This window comes from Streptomyces sp. NPDC002032, from assembly GCF_042890765.1.
In the GTDB taxonomy this organism is placed as follows: domain Bacteria; phylum Actinomycetota; class Actinomycetes; order Streptomycetales; family Streptomycetaceae; genus Streptomyces.
On sequence record NZ_JBIASM010000004.1, the window covers coordinates 256,059 to 272,005 of the forward strand.

9 protein-coding genes and 3 pseudogenes are annotated in these 15,947 nt (G+C 71.0%); 6 read left to right on the top strand and 6 right to left on the bottom strand.

Annotated features, from left to right (window positions below; translation table 11 throughout):
• Positions 1-200: 200 nt before the first annotated feature.
• The 3 genes and pseudogenes from ACFYYT_RS12800 to ACFYYT_RS12810 all read left to right on the top strand — a co-directional run bounded on the left by ACFYYT_RS12800 (position 201) and on the right by ACFYYT_RS12810 (position 4,504).
• The gene (locus tag ACFYYT_RS12800) at positions 201-2,084 is read left to right on the top strand and encodes an APC family permease (protein ID WP_351817562.1); all 1,884 of its coding nucleotides are present in this window, start codon (positions 201-203) and stop codon (positions 2,082-2,084) included.
• A 62-nt stretch (positions 2,085-2,146) separates the two neighbouring features.
• A pseudogene (locus ACFYYT_RS12805) lies at positions 2,147-2,413 on the top strand (potassium-transporting ATPase subunit B); the annotation flags it as partial.
• A 153-nt stretch (positions 2,414-2,566) separates the two neighbouring features.
• On the top strand, positions 2,567-4,504 hold the full coding sequence (locus ACFYYT_RS12810; RefSeq protein ID WP_351817565.1) for an amino acid transporter: 1,938 nt from the start codon (positions 2,567-2,569) through the stop codon (positions 4,502-4,504).
• 206 nt (positions 4,505-4,710) lie between these two features.
• On the opposite strand, the gene lysA is transcribed toward ACFYYT_RS12810, so the two are convergent.
• The 3 genes from lysA to ACFYYT_RS12825 all read right to left on the bottom strand — a co-directional run bounded on the left by lysA (position 4,711) and on the right by ACFYYT_RS12825 (position 9,378).
• Positions 4,711-6,060, bottom strand: a complete 1,350-nt coding sequence (gene lysA / locus ACFYYT_RS12815; RefSeq protein WP_351817568.1) for a diaminopimelate decarboxylase — start codon at positions 6,058-6,060, stop codon at positions 4,711-4,713.
• On the bottom strand, positions 6,060-6,413 hold the full coding sequence (locus tag ACFYYT_RS12820; RefSeq protein ID WP_351817571.1) for an SAV_915 family protein: 354 nt from the start codon (positions 6,411-6,413) through the stop codon (positions 6,060-6,062). The genes lysA and ACFYYT_RS12820 overlap by 1 nt, the downstream gene beginning before the upstream one ends.
• 250 nt (positions 6,414-6,663) lie before the next feature.
• Positions 6,664-9,378: a beta-L-arabinofuranosidase domain-containing protein gene (locus ACFYYT_RS12825; RefSeq protein WP_351817574.1), complete on the bottom strand. Its 2,715-nt coding sequence runs from the start codon at positions 9,376-9,378 to the stop codon at positions 6,664-6,666.
• Positions 9,379-9,768: 390 nt separating this feature from the next.
• On the opposite strand from ACFYYT_RS12825, the pseudogene ACFYYT_RS12830 reads away from it, so the two are divergent.
• The 3 genes and pseudogenes from ACFYYT_RS12830 to ACFYYT_RS12840 all read left to right on the top strand — a co-directional run.
• Positions 9,769-10,425 (top strand): annotated as a pseudogene (locus ACFYYT_RS12830) (AbfB domain-containing protein); the annotation flags it as partial.
• A 352-nt stretch (positions 10,426-10,777) separates the two neighbouring features.
• Positions 10,778-12,346, top strand: a complete 1,569-nt coding sequence (locus tag ACFYYT_RS12835) for an alpha-L-arabinofuranosidase B (protein WP_351817577.1) — start codon at positions 10,778-10,780, stop codon at positions 12,344-12,346.
• Between the two features lie 292 nt (positions 12,347-12,638).
• A pseudogene (locus ACFYYT_RS12840) lies at positions 12,639-13,283 on the top strand (AbfB domain-containing protein); the annotation flags it as partial.
• A gap of 113 nt (positions 13,284-13,396) precedes the next feature.
• On the opposite strand, the gene ACFYYT_RS12845 reads toward ACFYYT_RS12840, so the two are convergent.
• From ACFYYT_RS12845 to ACFYYT_RS12855, 3 genes are all read right to left on the bottom strand, one after another.
• Complete coding sequence (locus tag ACFYYT_RS12845; protein WP_351817580.1) at positions 13,397-14,206, bottom strand: hypothetical protein; 810 nt, start codon at positions 14,204-14,206, stop codon at positions 13,397-13,399.
• The gene (locus ACFYYT_RS12850; RefSeq protein WP_351817583.1) at positions 14,203-14,736 is read right to left on the bottom strand and encodes a SigE family RNA polymerase sigma factor; all 534 of its coding nucleotides are present in this window, start codon (positions 14,734-14,736) and stop codon (positions 14,203-14,205) included. The genes ACFYYT_RS12845 and ACFYYT_RS12850 overlap by 4 nt, the downstream gene beginning before the upstream one ends.
• A gap of 125 nt (positions 14,737-14,861) precedes the next feature.
• Positions 14,862-15,842: an expansin EXLX1 family cellulose-binding protein gene (locus tag ACFYYT_RS12855; RefSeq protein ID WP_388607752.1), complete on the bottom strand. Its 981-nt coding sequence runs from the start codon at positions 15,840-15,842 to the stop codon at positions 14,862-14,864.
• Positions 15,843-15,947 lie beyond the last annotated feature (105 nt).

A 15,947-nucleotide genomic window follows, 5' to 3' on the forward strand; every position in this document is an offset into this window, starting at 1 on the left:
AAAGGCCGGGTCAGCCCAGGTGGGCCAGGCCGGCGCAGCCACACGCCGCCGTCGTGCTCCGGGCGCGGCAGGCCCTCCTCGGCATCAAGAGCGCGTGAGGACTGGCGTGGCGGCCGTATGGACAACGTCAAGGACCCTGGCGATCCGGCCGTGGAGTTCCGAGGCTGTCCTCACTTTGTCCAACGGAGGAACAGCGAGAGATGTCGACAGACATGGCAAAGACGGGCACCGCAGGGCAGGCTCCGGGCACGGAGGAACCTCCTGACACCGGTGTCCCCGCGCCGGCGGCAGAGGACCGGCACCGGCTGACCGCCCTCCAGGGGCTGGCCGCGCTGTCCCTGGACGCGATGGCGTCCGTGGCGTACGGGCCGGAGTCGATCGTGCTCGTCCTGGCCGCGGCCGGTGCTCACGGAATGGGTTTCACCCTCCCCGTCACCCTGGCGATCGCCGCGCTCCTGGCGGTGCTGGTGGCCTCGTACCGGCAGGTCATCGCGGCGTTCCCGGATGGCGGCGGCTCCTACGCCGTTGCCAAACGCCACCTGGGCCGGCGTACGAGCCTGGTCGCGGCGGCCTCGCTGATCCTGGACTACGTGCTGAACGTGGCCGTCTCCGTCACGGCCGGCGTGGCCGCCCTGACCTCGGCGTTCCCCGGGCTGTACGGGGAGCGCGTGTGGATCTGCCTGGGCATCCTCGTCCTGGTCACCGCCGTGAACCTGCGCGGCGTCGTGGAATCCGCGAAGGCGTTCCTCGTCCCCACCGCCGTCTTCGTCGGGTCGATCCTCGCGATGGTCGTCGTCGGGCTCTTGCGTGACGCTCCCGTCAGCACCGCGTCCACCGCCGGGCACGCCTCCGCGCTCGGCGAGGGCGTGACCGCCGTGGGGGCGCTCCTGCTGCTGAAGGCCTTCGCCGCCGGCTGCTCGGCGCTGACCGGAGTCGAGGCCGTCGCCAATGCCGTCCCCTCCTTCCGGGCCCCGGCCGCCCGCCGCGCCCAGCGCACCGAAGTGGCGCTCGGCGCGCTCCTGGGCGTGATGCTCATCGGCCTGTCGATCCTCATCGGCCGCTTCCACCTCCAGCCCGTCGAAGGCGTGACCGTCCTCGCCCAGCTCGCGGACGCCTCCTTCGGCCACAACACCGCCTTCTACATGCTCCAGTTCGCGACCATGGTGCTGCTGGCCCTCGCCGCGAACACCTCCTTCGGAGGGCTGCCCGTGCTGATGAGCCTGCTCGCCCGCGACAACCAGCTGCCCCACGTCTTCGCCCTCAAGGCCGACCGTCAGGTCCACCGCCACGGCGTGGTCTGGCTGGCCGTCGTCTCCACCCTCCTGCTCGTCTTCTCCGGCGGCGACACCAACACCCTCGTACCGCTCTTCGCCATCGGCGTCTTCATCGGCTTCACCATCTGCCAGGTCGGCATGGTCCGGCACTGGTACGGGGAGCGCCCGCGCGGCTGGCGGGCGAAGGCGGCGCTGAACGGCTTCGGCGCGCTGCTGACCGGTGTCTCGGCGGTCGTCGTCACCGCCACCAAGTTCACCGAGGGGGCGTGGCTGATCGTCGTGGCGCTGCCGTTGCTCGTCCTCGGCTTCGAGAAGGTCCACCGCGCGTACACCGAGATCGGCGAACGCCTGGAGCTCGGCCGGATCCCGCGGGCCCCGCAGCGCTCCCGCTCCGTGGTCGTCGTCCCCGTCTCCGGTCTGTCCCGCCTGACCAGCCAGGCCCTCACCGCGGCCCGCTCGCTCGGGGACGAAGTCCTCGCCGTGACCGTCACCCACCCCGCCTCCGAAGACCGTCAGGTGGCCGAAGCCCTACGGCGGGACTGGGAGTTGTGGAAGCCCGGTGTCGAACTGGTCGAGCTCTCCTCCGAGACCCGCTCGCTCGGCCGCCCGCTGTCGGCGTACGTGCGGAAGCTGACGCAGGCCCACCCCGACTCCCAGGTGACCGTGCTCATCCCGGAGACCGAACCCGCCCACCTGTGGCAGCGGGTGCTCCAGAACCAGCGCGGCTCCGTCGTCGCCCACGCGGTACGCCGCGACACCGACGCGGTGATCTGCCGGCTGCGCTTCCGGATCACGGCCGACGCACCCTGAGGGGTGTTGACGCACCTCTGACGGCGACTTGACGGCCGAGGGGTCCATGGAGCCGGTGCCCGGCGGCGGCCTACCCGGGACCTGAGTTCCTCGACATCATGGGCCTGAGCAGCCCGACCTCCGCCATCACCTCGGCGATCATCTTCCACGCGCTGATCATCGTCGCCCTGATCCCGCTCGCCCCGCGCGGCGTCCGCTACAAGCCGGCCTCCGCGCACGAGCTGCCGCGCCGCAATCTCGGCATATACGGCCTCGGTGGCCTGATCCTGCTCTTCGTCGGCATCAAATTCATCGACCTGCTGGTGTCCACCCTCCCCGGCCTCGGCTGACATCAGCCTTCGCTACGCCACCGGTGGCACTGTCTGCGTTAAGGACGCGTCAGGATTTGTTCCCTCGCGTGCACGAGTGATCAGTCTGCGTACGCTTGCTCAGCCGTCGATGCCGATGGCTGATTCTTTTCCGTACGACAGGAGCCCCCCACGATGGCCACCCCTGCCCGCACCTCACGCCTGCGCGCGTGGATGCTGGAAGGCCTGACCGCCGATACGAGTTCGCCCGCAGCCAAGGAGGCGGCGGCCCAGCCGCACGGCCGGCCGTGGTGGCGGGTCATGTGCCTGACCGGTCTGGACTACTTCTCGACCCTCGGCTACCAGCCCGGCATCGCGTTCCTCGCGGCCGGTCTGCTGTCCCCGCTGGCGACCATCGTGCTCGTGCTGCTCACCCTCTTCGGCGCACTGCCCGTCTACCGGCGCGTGGCCGAGGAGAGCCCGCACGGCGAGGGCTCCATCGCCATGCTGGAGAAGCTGCTGTCGTTCTGGAAGGGGAAGCTGTTCGTCCTGACCCTGCTCGGGTTCGCGGCGACCGACTTCCTCATCACCATCACCCTCTCGGCCGCCGACGCGACCGCGCACATGGTGGAGAACCCGCACCTCACCAGCACCCTGCACGGCCACGAAGTGCCGATCACCCTGATCCTGATCGCGCTGCTCGGCGGCGTCTTCCTCAAGGGCTTCAGCGAGGCCATCGGCGTGGCCGTGGTCCTGGTGGCCACCTACCTCGGCCTCAACGTGGTCGTCGTGGCGGTCGGGCTGTGGAACGTGTTCAGCGAGCCGCAGGTCATCACCGACTGGACGACCGCGCTGACCGCCGAGCACGGCAACGTCTTCATGATGATCGCCATCGCCCTCGTCGTATTCCCCAAGCTCGCTCTGGGCCTGTCCGGCTTCGAGACCGGTGTGGCAGTCATGCCCCACGTCCAGGGCGACCCCACGGACACCGAGGAGAAGCCCGCCGGCCGGATCCGCGGCGCGAAGAAGCTGCTGACCACGGCAGCCGTGATCATGAGCATCTTCCTGATCTGCTCCAGCCTGATCACCACCCTGCTCATCCCGGCCGCCCAGTTCGAGCCCGGAGGGGAGGCCAACGGACGCGCCCTCGCGTACCTGGCCCACGAGTACCTGGGCTCCGCGTTCGGCACCGTCTACGACGGCTCGACGATCCTGATCCTGTGGTTCGCCGGCGCCTCCGCGATGGCCGGCCTGCTCAACCTGATGCCGCGCTACCTGCCCCGCTACGGCATGGCCCCGCACTGGGCCCGCGCCCTGCGCCCGATGGTCGTCGTGTTCACCCTCGTCGCGTTCCTCGTGACCTGGATCTTCAACGCCGACGTGGACGCGCAGGGCGGCGCGTACGCCACCGGTGTCCTCGTCCTGATCACCTCGGCGGCCGTGGCCGTGACCATCGCGGCCCGGCGGGCAGGGGAGCGCGGCTGGACCATCGGCTTCGGGATCATCTCCGCCGTCTTCATCTACACCACGGCCGTCAACGTCGTGGAGCGCCCGGACGGCGTGAAGATCGGTGCCTGCTTCATCGGCGGCATCATGGCGCTCTCGCTCCTCTCGCGCCTGGCCCGCGTCTTCGAGCTGCGCGTCACGGACATCGAGTTCGACGACATGGCGGAGCGGTTCATCCGCGACACCGCCAACCGGACGATCCGGTTCATCGCCAACGAGCCCGACAGCCGGGACCCCGAGGAGTACCGGCAGAAGAAGGCGCAGATCCGCGCGGACAACGACATCCCGTCCGAGGACGACGTCATGTTCGTCGAGGTCACCGTCCTGGACGCGTCCGAGTTCGAGTCCGGCATGAGGGTGCGCGGCGAGGTGCTGCACGACCGCTACCGCGTCCTGACCCTGGAGAGCTCCAGCATCCCCAACGCGCTCGCCGCCCTGCTGCTCCACGTCCGCGACGAGACCGGCCAGCGGCCCCACATCTACTTCGAGTGGACCGAGGGCAGCCCGATGGCCAACTTCCTGCGGTTCTTCCTCTTCGGCCAAGGTGAGGTCGCCCCGGTCACCCGCGAGGTCATCCGCGAAGCAGAACCGGACCGCTCCCGTCGCCCCCACGTCCACGCCGGCTGACCCCTCCGCACCAAGGCGCCGACAGGAAATCCCGCCGGACCCTCGCCATGGCGACGTTCCAGCGGGATTCCCGGTGCCGTGACCACTCGCTCGCGCGCCGACCGCGGGTCCGCAGGACGGCACTCGCCCTCCGGGCGGCCTTGAGCTCGTCTACCGGCCTGGGCCCAGCGCTCTGCCGCGGGCCCCGCCGGATCGACGAGGTGGCCCTACCCGCCGATGTCCCGGCTGCGGAAGTCGTCGAGGGTCTCGCGCCGGACCAGTACCCGTGCCGAGCCCTCATGGACCGCGACGACCGCCGGCCGGCCCACGAGGTTGTAGCCGGAGGCCATGGACAGCTGGTAGGCGCCGGCCACCGGTACGGCGAGCAGGTCTCCGGGGCGGATGCCGGCCGGCAGTTCCACATCGGCTGCGAGGACGTCGCCGGCCTCGCAGTGCCGGCCGACCACCGTGGCCGTACAGCGGCCGGACGTCGACGCGCGGCCGACCAGGCGGGGCGCGTAGCGCACCCCGTACAGGGCGGGACGCGGGTTGTCGCTCATTCCTCCGTCGACGGCGACGAAGACCTTGTCGACGGTGTGCTTGACGGAGAGCACCCGGTACAGGGCGACTCCGGCCGGCCCCACGACGGCCCGCCCGGGTTCGACTGCGAGACGGGGTACGGTCAGCCCGGCGGCCGCACAGCCTTCGACGAGCTCGGCCCGCATCCTGCGTGCGAGTGCCGTGAGATCGAGGGCGGGTTCGCCGGGACGGTAGGCGATGCCGTGGCCACCGCCCATGTCCAGCTCGGGCAAGGAGACCCCGTGGGCGTCACGGACACGGGCCATCAGGCCGACCATGCGGCGCAGGGCGACCAGATAGGGCTTCACGTCGGTGATCTGGGAGCCGATGTGGCAGTGCAGTCCGGTGAGTTCGAGCTGCGGCTGACCGAGTACCCGGGTGATGGCGTGCTGTGCGCCCCCGTCGGTGAGGGAGAGGCCGAACTTCTGGTCGTCGGTACCGGTACGGATCTTGTCGTGACCGCCGGCCGAGACCCCCGGCACCACCCGCACCATGACCTTCTGGCGCCCGTCGGCTCCGACGGCGGCTGCGATCCGGGCTATCTCCGACGGGCTGTCGATGACGATCCGCCCCACGCCGAGGCGCAGCGCGGCTTCCAGGTCACGGGGCGACTTGGCGTTGCCGTGCAGCACGATGCGCTCGGGAGGGAATCCGGCCGTGACGGCGAGTTCCAGCTCGCCGGCGGAACATACGTCAAGGCCCAGCCCCTCTTCCCGCACCCAGCGGACCATGGCGCGGGACAGGAACGCCTTGGCGGCGTAGAGGACGTCGGCTTCGGGGAACGCGTCCCGATAGGTCCGGCAGCGCTCGCGGACCTCGCCCTCGTCCAGGACGTAGGCCGGAGTGTCGAACCGGTCGGCGATCTCCGCCAGCGGTACTCCGCCGACGGCCAGCCCACCGTGCGCGAGCCGAGTCGTGGAGACAGGCCAGATCGACAGATCATCCGCACGGGTCCGTACCTCGGACGGAGCGGCCGTCGCCACGGTGTGGTCCCCCATCAGGCGATCCGGGCCGCGGTCAGGGATGTCCGGGGCAGCGGCGCCGCGGCCGCAGGCACCGTGGCGACCGCCGGAGCGGTGAACGTCGGGTCCACGGTCAGCAGAGATACGCCGAGGGGCTCGGCCATCGAGCGAAGCGCGGACCCGGAGAGCCGGATCCACGGCTGCTCGGCGCCGAGTGCGGCGGCCAGACGGTCCGGGCTGGTGAATCCGACGCTGGTGCGCGCTCCCAGCGGGGTGCGGAACAGGCGCACCACGACCTCGACTCCCCCCGGCCGGACCGGCACGTACAGGGGCCGGGCGGGGGTCCGTTCTTCAGGCTCGGGATCGTCGTCGTACTGGAACAAACACATGGGGCCCTCCCTGAGGAACCACGAGTCGACGGGTACGCCCGGGTGCGGGGAGGCAGTCCGGGGCGTGACACCGAAGTTATCCCCGCGTCCCCGTGCCTACGGCAGCCCCGTAACGAGACCCTGACGGAGGCGGGCCAAGTCCTGACGGTTCACTGACGCGGGAGCGGGACGGCATCGGAAACCGACCGGCCGGTGGCTCGCGGAGTCACACCACCCGGTCCATGCCGGTCACCCGGTCCCCGGCCCCCGGTCAGAGGAAACGCCAGAGGTGGTCGGAGGTGGCGTTGTCGTCCCCCAGGACGACCTGGGCTCCCTGGGAGGTGGAGGCCCCGGAGATGCCGAGGACGCCGCCGCCGACCGCGGACTGGATGCGGAAGGTGTCGCCGCCGGCGTGCCGCAGGCGCCACCGCTGGTCCTCGGCCCCGTTGTCGCTCCACTGGACGGCCCGGGAGCCGTTGGCCGTGCCGCCGTTCTCCACGGCGAGGACCTTGCCGCTGTGGGAGTTCCTGAGCCGCAGGTAGCCCTCGGAAGCCACCACCGCGCTCCACAGGTGGTCGGCCGTGCCGTTGTCGCCCCACTGGACCACCTGGGCGCCGTCGGCGGTCGACATCGCGGTCACGCCCAGCAGCAGTCCGCTGCCGACGTTCTGGATGCGCCGGGTGCCGGCCGGGACGAACCACCACCGGCTGGTCGCCGAGCCGGTGTCCGGGGCCTGGACGGCGAAGGCGCCCCGGGTGGTGGAGGCACCGGCGATGCCGAGCAGCTTGCCGCTGTTGGCGTTCCGCAGGCCGTGTGAGCCGTCGGCCGTCTCGACGACCGTCCACCGGTGGTCGGCGGTGCCGCTGTCCGCCCACTGGAGCACGGAGGCGTCGTCGGCGGTGGACATGTTCCGCACGCCCAGCACCTTGCCGCTGTTGACGTTGCGCAGCCGCAGCGCGGCGCCGTCGGTCACCAGCTCCCAGTCGTGGTCGGCGGTGCCGCTGTCGCTCCACTGGAGGGCGAGCCCGCCGTCCGCGGTGGACATGTCCTGGACGCCGAGCACGAGCCCGCTGCCGGCGTTCAGCAGACGGAATCCGCCGCTGCTCCTGCTGGTGTCCCAGTAGACGGAGTAGTTGAAGCCCTGCGCGTCGTGGAACGGTCCGAGGTTGACGGTCGAACCGTTGGCGGTCGCGGTGAAGGCCAGGCCCGTGCTGCCGGTGCGGGTCACCGACGCCGGATCGAGGACCGGGAGCGCGGACAGGGTGGTGCTGCCGTGGTTGCCGCACAGGACGACCGGGCCGTAGGTGACGGCGGTGACGTCCGGGTTGTCGGGGGCGGCCCGGAGCACGACCCGCATCGGGAGCTTGACGGTCACCGTGTCGCCGGGGGCCCAGGCGCGGGTGAGGTTGGCGTAACTGCCGGGCGTGGCGGGAATGTTCTGCACCGTGCCGTTGACGCTCACGGTGGCGCCGGACGTCCAGGCCGGGATGCGCACGCGCATCGACCAGGTGTCGCCGGAGCCCCCGGTGACCTTGAGCGTGGTGGTGTCCTCGGCGGGGTACGAGGTGGTCTGGGTGACCGTCAGGCCGCGCTCGGCCCAGGTGAGCACGGTGGGGACGAACAGGTTCACGAACAGGGTGGTGCCGTCGCGGAAGTAGACGGAGTCCGCGAGCTTGGTGTTGGACTCCAGACCGGTGCCCTGGCAGCACCAGAAGGAGTCGTAGTCGGTGCTCCAGGTGCCGCCGCCCCATGCCGGGCCGACGCCCCGGCGGCCGCCGGCCTTCAACGGGGTGAAGTAGGTGATGTGCCCGTGGGGGTCGGCCGGGTTCTGCGCACCGACCACGTGGTTGAGCAGGGCGCGCTCGTAGAAGTCGAAGTACCCGGCCTGGTCCGGGGCCAACTGCCATAGCTCACGGGTGAGTTTGAGCATGTTGTACGAGTTGCACAGCTCGCAGTTGTCGTTGGTCAGCTGGGAGGCGATCGCATCGGGCGCGCGGAAGTGCTCGGCCTGGCTGTTCCCGCCGATGGCGTAGCTGTGCCGGCCGGTGCAGAACGTCCAGGCCTGGGCGGCGATGTCGTGGTAGCGCGCCGTACCGGTGGCCCGGTACTCACGGACGGCTCCGATCCATTTGGGCACCTGGGTGTTGGCGTGCAGGCCGTTCAGCCGGTCCTGGCCGGCGGCCAGCGGGTCGAACGCGGCGGCGTGGTCGAAGCGCTGGGCGACGGTGAGCCAGCGCTGGTCCCCGGTCCGCAGGTGCAGCTCGGCCAGGACGTCGTTCATGCCGCCGAACTCGGTGCCCAGGAGCGCCTGCACCTGGCTCTGGGTGAGCCTGCCGGTGCGCTGGTCGACCCAGCCGGCCATGGCCAGCAGGACGTCCCGGGCCTGGGTGCTGCCCAGCAGGCGCCACACGTCGAGCAGGCCGGCCATGGTCTTGTGGACGCAGTAGTAGGGGACGTTGCCGTTCTTGAGGGTGCCGCCCTCGAGCAGGGCGAAGTCGTTCTCCGGGAAGCCCGAGAGGTAGCCGGGGGAGAACCCGGCGGGGGTGTTGTTGGCCTGGCACTTGGCCAGCTCGGCCACCATCTGGGTGGCCTTGTCGCGGCAGGTGGTGTCACCCGTCCCGGCGTAGGCCTGGGCCCACGCGCTGAGGAAGTGCCCCTGCACGTGGGTGCGGAACGGGAACGAGGGGGCGTCCCAACCTCCTGTCGCGGTCGTGGCCTTGGTGGAGAGCCGGTGGTTCGCGCGGAAGTTGTACAGCAGGCGGTCGACATCGACGAAGCGCAGGTACGCCAGGGTGCGGTCCTGGTTGTCGCGCAGCCGGCCGGCGGTGAGCCGGACCTGGCTGAGCTCGAACGGCTGCACCGGGGAGCCGGCGGCTTCGGCGGCTTCGGCGGCCGCCTGGGCGAGGCCGAGGCCGATGGTCGGCGCGAGGGCCAGTACGCCGGTCGCCTTGAGCAGGCTGCGGCGGTTCGGGGGAGGGAACGACATCGGGGGATCTGGCCCTTCCGGGTGGGAGGAGACCGGCGCCGATCTGTTAGCGCTAACAAGGGTGTTTGGGATAGGGCGGCCGGCAGGAGGGTGGGGCGGGGTGGAGGTGGCGCCAAGGAGGCGCTGGGCGCGGACGGCGCGAGGTCCCGCCTTTCGGCGGTGTCACGTTTATAGTCCCGGCCGCCGGATCCCGTCCAGGGTTACGACAGGGCGGCGTTGTCGCCCGCGTCGAACGTCGTGACGCCCAGCCGGAGCCGGTCGAGGGTGTTGGCGCGATCCGGACGACCGAGTGACGACTCATCGCCAGCCAGATTGTGAGCGCTAACGGCCCGCGTCCGTACCGGCGAACGCCCTGGAGGCAGTACACGAGCACAGCCCCACCCCCCTCGCGCGAGGTCCGCGTCCCTCGACGCCGGCAGCTTCACCGTCTACACCGCCGGCCTGGCGCCGCAAGGAGGTATCGAGGCCCCGTTCCTCGCCCGGGCCTCCGGCATCCGGTATCTGTGGGGCGACGCCAACGCGCTGTTCTACGCCCGGCAGGCCGGTGACCTCTCCACCGGCACCTGGACCGCCACCGACCGGCGCGTCCACACCCAGCCGCTGAACTCCAAGCACGCCACCATCCGGCAGATCCCCCAGGCGGTGTACAACACCTGGTGGCCACGTGGGGCAAGCCCGCCTGGAACCGGCTGAAGTCCTACGGCCTCCCTGGCAGCTACGGGCGGCACGCCGACTCCATCGGTCGTATCGACCCGTACCCGTTCGACCCGTACACCGGCTCGGAGTGGAAGCTGGTGCCGGGGCCGGCCGACTCCTCGGGCGTCTCCTTCCAGTCCGTCAGCGCCCCGACCCGCTACCTGCGGCACTCCTCCTACCAGCTCCGACCGGACGTCGACGACGGCACCACGCGGTTCGCCCAGGACGCCACCTTCCGCAGGACCGCCGGGCTCGCCGACTCGTCGTGGTCGTCGACTCGTCGTGGTCGTCGTTCCGCTCGCACACCCCCCGGACCGCCACATCCGGCATCGCGACCACGTGCTGCGCATCGCGTCGAATTTCCGGCCTCACCGCCCTGGCGGGCGGCGCCCCCGCCATTCTTCGTCGGTGTGGCGGTGGAAACAGAGAATGTTTGCGTTAACAACATGTTGCGCGATCTGTTGACGGCGCCTCGGCTCCTGGTCATAGTGGGGGCCGTTGCAGTGCTCTGAGGTGCAGGCTCGATCGGCATGACCAGCCCCTCCTTCTTGGCAAGATTGTTAGCGCTAACAATCCTGCGCTGTCGAAGACCGCTGAAGCCGCACCGGCCTCAGACGCCGGTCGACCCGCGCCGTCCGCACGGCCGGACCGTGGGGTTCGCCCGGCGCCCACCTCACACCCCCACCCTGTGAAGGAGCTCTCCATGCTCAAACCACCGTGGGCCCGCGGCGTCAGGCGCGCTCTGCTGGCGGTCGGTACCACCGCCGCGCTCGCCGTAGGCGCGCTCACCGCCTCGGCCACCACCTCGCAGGCCGCCACCCAGGGGCCGTGCGACATCTACGCGGCAGGCAGCACCCCCTGCGTCGCCGCGCACAGTACGACCCGCGCCCTGTACGGGGCGTACAACGGCCCGCTCTACCAGATCAAGCGCGCCTCCGACAGAACCACCCTCAACGTCGGCGTACTCGGCGCCGGCGGATACGCCAACGCCCAGGCCCAGGAATCCTTCTGCGCCAATACCAGCTGCGTCATCACCGTCATCTACGACCAGTCCGGCAAGGGCAACAACCTCAACCAGGCGCCAAGGGGCCACTTTCCCGGACCGGCCGAAGGCGGGGCCGACAACCCGGCCAACGCCTTCGAGGCGCCGGTCACGGTCGGCGGCCACAAGGCTTACGGCGTCTACGTGGCCCCCGGGACCGGCTACCGGAACAACAACACCAACGGCATCGCCACGGGTGACCAGCCCGAGGGCATGTACGCGATCTTCGACGGCACGCACTTCAACGGCGGCTGCTGCTTCGACTACGGCAACGCCGAGACGACCGGAAATGACGACGGCAACGGCACCATGGAGGCCCTCTACTTCGGCAACAGCAAGGGCTGGGGCTGGGGCAGCGGCAACGGCCCCTGGGTCATGGCCGACCTGGAGAACGGCCTGTTCTCCGGGGTCAACCGCGGGTTCAACGCGGGCGACCCCAGCGTCGGCAACCGGTTCCTGACCGCCATGCTCAAGGGCGGCCCGAACCAGTGGGCCATCCGCGGGGGAGACGCCCGGGCGGGCGGCCTGTCCACCTATTACAGCGGCGCACGCCCCAACGCCTCCGGCTACAACCCGATGAAGAAGCAGGGCGCGATCATCCTCGGCATCGGCGGCGACAACAGCAACGCCAGCGCCGGCACCTTCTACGAAGGCGTCATGACCTCCGCTTACCCCTCGGACGCCACCGAGAACGCCGTACAGGCCAACATCACCGCCGCCGGCTACAACAGCGGCTCGACCAGCACCGGCACCCTGACCCCCGGCTCCCGAATCTCCCTGCAAGCCACCACCTCGCCCTGCTGCACCTCGCACTTCCTGCGCCACGACAGCGCCGACACCAAGGCCGTCGTCTCCAGCACCAATTCCGCCAGCTCCGCCGCCGACAAGGCCGACGCCACCTGGATCGTCCGCGCCGGCCTGGCCAACACCTCCTGCGTGTCCTTCGAGTCCGCCAACAAGCCCGGCCAGTTCCTGCGCCACTTCAACTACCAGCTCTACCTGGACACCGACACCGGCGGCAGCGCGTTCGCGGCGGACGCCACCTTCTGCCCCACGTCGGGCAACAGCGGGACAGGCACATCCTTCACATCCGCCAACTTCCCGACGAAGTACCTCCGCCATTACAACTACACCGCCTACATAGCGGGGAACGGTGGCGCCAACACCTGGGACAACGCCACCAGTTGGGCTGCCGACACCAGCTGGCTGGTCGCCCAGCCCTGGAGCTGACCAACCGGGGCACCACCCCCGTACCAGCCCGCCACCACCACCGACTCGCCGGTGGCGGCGGGCCGGTACGGCCATCGGCTCGGTCCCCGTACCGCGCACGGAAACCGGGTCGCGCTGCTTCCCCCGCCACCCGAACGCCTCCCTCCGGCCCGTTGGCACCTACGGAACGTCAGGAGATCCCCATGTCCGCGCTTCGCGCCCGGCTGCCGGTGCTGTTGCTCGCCGTCTGCCTCCTCTTCACGGGCCAAGCCCTGACCACACCCCACCCGGCGGCTGCCGCCGTCGATCCCGGTGGTCGACGAACGCCACGGTGAACGGCGTCTTCAAGTACCGCGTTTACGCCGCCCGCACCACGGACTTCCGTACCATCACCACCCCGCAGCTCTGGATCGACCCGCCCGGCACCAGGCCGGTCGTCGACACCCAGATGACGGAGGTGCCCGCCGGTGCCGGCGAGTACCGCTACCTACGGGTCTCCGGCGACGGCCAGAACACGGTCGAGGGCGGCAACTCGATCCTGGGGGCGTGGACCCAGCTCGGCAGCCTCTCCAGCATCGGCCTCACCGGGAACGTGGTCGAAGGCCCGGTGTGGATGAAGTTCCGGGACCGCAACGAGTGGGCCCTGTACATCGACTACAACAACCCGCAAGGCGTACGCGAATACAGGCCGATCCTGACGGCCAACCCGTTCGACGTCAGCGCCTACCGGCTTCAGGCGTCCACCGGTTATGACATGGGCGGCACCCCGAAGCGCCACGGCGCCATCGCAACCCTGACGGCGACTGAGGAGAGCCGGGTGCTCGCCCGCTGGCCCAGCAGCCCGCCGCAGCGGCTCCAGTCGTACAACTTCCCCGACCGCTACATCCGGCACTACGCCTACGAGCTGAAGCTCGACCCGATCACCCCCACCACCCGCGGTGACGCCACCTTCCGCGTGACCAGCTGACCCGACCAGGCGACGGGTACGGCGACCTGCCCATGACGCTCCAGGCCCGTGAGCGGGCGGCGGTCCCGCGCCGTCCGCGCACGGGCCGGCGAAGCGGCACGGCCTCATCGTGCCGGGGTGAAGCCGCCCCAGACCGAGAGGGTGCCGCGGGGACCGCCGGCGTCGGCGCGGTAGGCGTCGTGCTCGACCTCGCGCGGGCCGGCGGCGTGGTTGTACTGGCCGGCGAAGACGTGCTGTCCGGCCGGTACCGTGCGGCCCGGCTTGAGGATCCAGCGGTAGACCACTGCCCCGCCCTCGTTCTGCACGGTGACGGTGAAATCCTCGGCGGGCAGCGTCCGCCAGCTGCCGGTGCTCCGCACCGCGCCGGTCTGCGTGATGCGCAGCTCCACGGTGAGTGCGGTCAACGGTTGGGCGGTCTTCAGGGTGACGCCGCTCTGCGCCCAGAAGCTGTTGCCGTTCGTGTCCAAGGAGCCGGCCGACGACAGAGGCCCGTCCTGGAGGTGTGCGGTGCCCGGCCGGGCCGAGCCCGCGGCGCCCGACGCCGAAGGGCCGGGGCCCGGCGGGGACGAACGGTCCGGCGTGGCCGGGCGGCCGGTCGCGGGCGCCGACGGCGTCGGTGGGGTCGGCCGGGGAGTCCCGGACGGCGCGGGCGGCGCGGCGGGGGTCGCCGAAACATCCGGCCGGGCCGGCGGCGACTGGACGATGGCGGCGACGGCGAAGCCGCCGACCGCCAGAGTGCCGGCCGCGGCCAGGGACGCGAGCGCGATCCTGGGCCAGGGCCTCGCGCCCGAAGACTCGCGGTGGCGGACGGGGGCACCGGACATGCCGCGTTCCACGCGTGCCAGGATCCGGGCACGGTCGGGCTGGTGGGCCTCGGCGGCCGCGCGCAGCCGCCCGGCGAGTTCCTCGTTCAACGGCTCCTCCTCCCCGCCAACAGTTCTCCGGCTGCTCCTGTGCTGCCCAGCATCCGTTCCAGCTCGGCCATCCCCTTCGAGGTCTGGCTCTTCACCGTACCGACCGATATTCCGAGTGCCAGAGCGGTGTCCTTCTCCGACAGGTCGAAGGCATGCCGCAGGACCACGCACGACCGCTTCCGGAACGGCAACCGGGCGAGAGCCGTCCGTACGTCCACCACGTCGGCCACGTCCGGACCGTGCGTCGGTTCCGCGGCGCGGGACCAGAACAGGGCGATCCGGCGGCGCTCGCGCACCGTGCTGCGGATCCGCGACCGTGCCAGGTTGGCGACCACGCCACGGGCGTAGGCGAGCGGGTGCTCGGCCCGGCGCAGCCGGTCCCAGCGCTGCCACAGCGCGATCAGGGCGTCCGCGGCTAGATCGTCTGCGCCGTCCGCCTCACCCGTCAGGAGACGGGCGAACCGGGCGAGTTCGGCGTAGTGGCGTTCGAAGAACTCGTGGAACTCCGCGGACGCGTCATCGAGGACCATGTCCGGTGATCGTCCCCTCCGCAAAATGTGTGCGCTAACATCCGGGCGGCAGCGTACCAGTGCCCGGTTGGCCGGGGCGCGCCGGTGCGGCGCGCCCGGCTCCGCCATCCCGCCGCGGTGAGGTTTCAGTGCGCGGCGAACTGGACTCCGGTCGGTTGTGCGACGTTCGGCAGCAGCGCGGTCCCGTCGACCGTCAACTGCTCTCCGTAGATGTCGGTGATCCTTATCGTGCCGCCGCAGCCCTCGCCGTCGGCGGCGAGGAAGTAGTTGTAGTCGGTACGGGGCAGCTTCCGCCAGCCCTGGCTGGTGCGTACCTCCAGCCAGGCGACCGGATTCCGGTGGTCGATCACCTGGATGCCGCACCAGTAGGCGCTGGACCCGGTCTTGTACCGCAGGGAGAGGGTGTCGGACGTGCCGGGGCTCACCAGGCTCCACGTGATCGGGAGGCGGCCGACCTTGAGCTCGGCCAGTTTCGCGAAGGCCTGTTCGCTGAGGTCCAGTTGTCCGGGCGCGCAGGGCAGCGGGCATTCGTTGGTGATCCGGACCGTGATCGAGGCGCCGTTCGCGGCGCGGACGCGCACGTACGCGCCGCAGGCCCTGGACGACTCGTAGTCGGTGGTGTTCATCGCCGCGATCATGAGGTCGTCGCTCGGGCCGAACAGGCAGGCGCCGTTGCCGTCGCCGGCGGCGTAGGCGGTGGCGACGCCCTTGTAGGTGGTGTCCGGCCGGATGCGTCCTGCCGACGGTGCCGGGGTGGACGCCGCCGGTGGGGTCTTCTGCGCCGCGGCCGGGGGCGCCGCCGCGGTGGTTGCCGCGGCGGTCGCGCTCGGGGTCACCGCGGTGGGCGATCCGGCCGGCGGGGGTGCTGGGCTCGTCGGGGCCGGGGAGGCGGCTCCCGTTTGGGTGGCGGCGGGGGCGGCCACGTCGGCCCCGGCCCCGGCCGCGGCGCCGGCCTTGGCGCCGGCCTTGGGGGCGGCGCCGGGGCCGGGGAGCAAGGACGTCATCAGGCAGATGAGGACGCCCGCGGCGGTCAGTATCACCGCCGTTCCGAGCATCAGCCTGTGTCTGTGCCTGCGCTGCCGCGCGGCCTGCCGTGCAGTCTGCATGTCCGTCCGTTCGAAGATCCGAGTCGAGGTGCACTGCCTGGTCGCCGCAGGACGCGAAAAGGTTGCCGCCGGTGGGAAGCAGGCCCGCGGCGGGTCCTTCGGGGT